The 2,984-nt window shown below is 37.2% G+C and carries 3 protein-coding genes and 1 pseudogene (1 of these 4 only partly in view); all 4 read left to right on the top strand.

The window, feature by feature from the left end:
• On the top strand, window positions 1-1,701 hold a 1,701-nt coding region (locus COS96_00355; protein ID PIU44185.1), incomplete at its 5' end, for a hypothetical protein.
• Between the two features lie 7 nt (window positions 1,702-1,708).
• Entirely contained in the window at window positions 1,709-2,395 is a 687-nt protein-coding gene (locus tag COS96_00350; GenBank protein ID PIU44184.1) for a hypothetical protein, read from the top strand.
• Between the two features lie 191 nt (window positions 2,396-2,586).
• Window positions 2,587-2,766, top strand: a complete 180-nt coding sequence (locus COS96_00345) for a hypothetical protein (GenBank protein ID PIU44183.1) — start codon at window positions 2,587-2,589, stop codon at window positions 2,764-2,766.
• A 26-nt stretch (window positions 2,767-2,792) separates the two neighbouring features.
• A pseudogene (locus tag COS96_00340) lies at window positions 2,793-2,984 on the top strand (hypothetical protein); it runs 147 nt beyond the window's last position.

The following is a 2,984-nucleotide window of genomic DNA, read 5'->3' as shown; positions in this document are numbered from 1 at the left end:
CCTCCTTTAGCCAAAGCTCCTGACAAAGAATTGCTGGACGGAATAAACAGCAAAGTCAGTAAGGATATTTTTGAAACGACCATAAGAATACTTGTTTCTGTCCCAAAAACAAAAGAGGCCGAGGGAAGAGAAATGATGGATCAGGTAAAAAATTCTTTTGAGCAATTTTCCTCACCGAAAACAAATTCTTTCAGATTTATTGAAAAGAAAGGAAACAACTTAAAAAAACTGATATTTGATTTTTCATTCAGAATCCCCGGCAGAGAAAGTTGCGGAATCCTTTCAACCGAAGAAATATCTTCCATCTTTCACTTCCCTTCTCCTATTTCTCAAACGCCTCAAGTTTCCTTCTTGGAATCAAAGAAAGCCGCTCCGCCGGTAAATCTCCCCGAAGAAGGATTGTCTTTGGGCTTCAACAGCTATAGGGAGCAAAAAAACGACATCAAAATAAAAGAAGATGACCGTAGGCGCCACTTTTACGCCATCGGGCAGACAGGAACAGGTAAGTCTGCTTTCCTTTATTCCATGGCTGAACAAGATATTAAAAACGGCAAAGGACTATGCGTCTTAGACCCTCACGGCGACCTGATAAACGACCTGCTTGGAGTTATTCCTGAAGAAAGAAAAGGCGATATAATCCTTTTTGAGCCGGGAAATATGGAAACAGTTATCGGATTAAATATGCTTGAATATGAGCCTGATAAGCCGGAACAAAAAACCTTCATCATCAATGAATTGATAAATATTTTTGACAAGCTTTACGATTTAAAACAGACAGGAGGGCCTATTTTTGAACAATACGCCAGAAACTCTCTTCTTCTTCTGATGGACGACCCCAATGAAACATACACATTGATGGAGGTTCCCAAGGTTTTAGCTGACGCGGAATTCAGAAAATATCTTCTTAACAAATGCAGAAACCCATTGGTCAAGGATTTCTGGGAGAAAGAAGCGGAAAAAGCCGGAGGAGAAGCCACTCTGGCCAACATAGTTCCCTATATCACCAGTAAGTTTGACGTTTTCATCGCTAATGATTATATGAGGGCGATAATCGGCCAGCAGAAAACCAGCTTAGAATTCAGGAAAATAATGGATGGAGAAAAAATCCTTCTCTGCAATCTTTCTAAGGGAAAACTGGGAGAAGCTAACAGCTCTCTGCTCGGCTTAATTATTGTCGGAAAAATTCTGATAAATGCTTTTGCCCGTATAGAAATTCCCCAAGAAGAAAGAAAAGATTTTTACCTTTACATGGACGAATTCCAAAACTTTACCACCGAGAGCGTTTCTACGATTTTGGCTGAAGCCAGAAAATATCGGCTGTCCTTGATAATGGCCCACCAATACATCGGACAACTCACCGACCCGATAAGAAAAGCTGTTTTCGGAAACGTGGGAACAATAACATCTTTCAGGGTCGGGCCGGAAGACGCTGAATTTTTAGAAAAAGAGTTTGAAGGAGTATTTAACAGGCAAGACCTGATAAATTTGACAAATTACAATTTTTACATTAAAATGATAATAGACGGGCAAGTGAGCCGGCCATTCAATGTCCAAACTCACCCGCCGGTTAAGCCGGACCGCGCAAAAGCTATGGCGATGCGGGAATACTCATTAAGTAAAAATGGCTTGCCGAGAGAAGAAGTTGAAAAAAATATTAAAGGGAGATTGGCTTTCATAAACGAAAAACGTGAAACAATTTAAAAAAATTATGATAGAAGAAATTATTGAAAAAAACACCAATAAAGAAACAATTCCTCCGAGAAAAGCTTTTGAGGGAGAGGAGGATTATTCCTCTCCGGAAAAAGGAAGAGTAAAAAAGGAAAATCCGGAAAATACGGGACAAGAAAAACCCGTAGATCGTTCTCACGATCGGCGTGTCGTGGAAACTATGAGGGAGGAAAGAGAAGAGAGAGAGGAGAATATAAAGAAGAGAGAGAAAAAAGAAATAAAAAAAGATAATGAAGAGGGACTTAAAGAAATTACAGAAAAAGCAATTGAAGATTTTGAAAAAATACTAAAAAAAGAAATCTCTGAAAAACAAAAAGAAGAGCTTTGGGAAAAATCATCAGATCTAAAAAACAATATTTCAATATTAGAGAAAAATATCCTGACTTTGAAAGACAGCGATCAAAAAGAAGCCGAGGTCTCAAAGCTGGAAAAAATAATAAGCGGAATAGAAGAAAAATTAATAAAACCATTAGAAGAAGCTAAAATAATAACCGTGAAGAAACGGTTTATTTTCCATGAGAAAAAAATTAAATTAAACGATGGCACAGAAATGGAAAGGGAAGATTTAAGAAAAATAATAGGATATGCCCTTAAGACTATATTCCCTGAATCAGAAACTGAAGAAAGCCGGCTGGATAAAAAAGTAGGAGATTTCTTTAAGTGGTAAACAAATTAAAACTATGGATACAAAAACACAAATTGAATATTATATAAATATAGCCCTTAAAAAAGGTGTGGAGAAAGCCGTTGAGGAAATAAAAAAAAGGAATGATTCCTTCCTTCTTGACGCTTTCCATGATAAACTGGTAGAAGAAATCAAAACCCTAAAAAAATTTAATAACTAAGCTAAATAAAAATATGAATTTCGAATTGAAAAACATATCGAATATACCGGACATAGAAGAAATCGTAAAAAAATATGCCGTAGAGGAAACTGGGAAAGTACTCACGGAACCCCATGGAGAAGAATTAAGAAAAGAAATAAGGGGATACGCCAAAGAATACTTAAAAAAAGCGGAGATGTCCAAGAATACTTAAAAAAACTAAAAGCAGAGAAAAAGGCATTGAAAAAGAAAAAGATGGAAGAAGAAAACCTATCAGCCCAGCCTGAAAAAGTGCAGGAACTCACAAAAGAGGAAATGGAAGCCACCGCAGAAGTAACTGGAGATAATCTCAACTCCACAGATGAAGAAAGAGCGCCTTTTAAAGAAAAGGCGGAGAATAAGGCAATGCTCGGAATATTTTCAAAAAATAGC

Source organism: Candidatus Nealsonbacteria bacterium CG07_land_8_20_14_0_80_39_13, assembly GCA_002779355.1.
In the GTDB taxonomy this organism is placed as follows: domain Bacteria; phylum Patescibacteriota; class Minisyncoccia; order Minisyncoccales.
Note: the sequence above shows the minus strand (reverse complement) of the source record. Positions and strands in the feature narration are given on the sequence as shown.

Bases quoted from the DNA above. Each gene is read 5' to 3' on its own strand.
- COS96_00350 (PIU44184.1), top strand. From the start codon at position 1,709: ATGATAGAAGAAATTATTGAAAAAAACACCAATAAAGAAACAATTCCT.
- COS96_00345 (PIU44183.1), top strand. From the start codon at position 2,587: ATGAATTTCGAATTGAAAAACATATCGAATATACCGGACATAGAAGAA.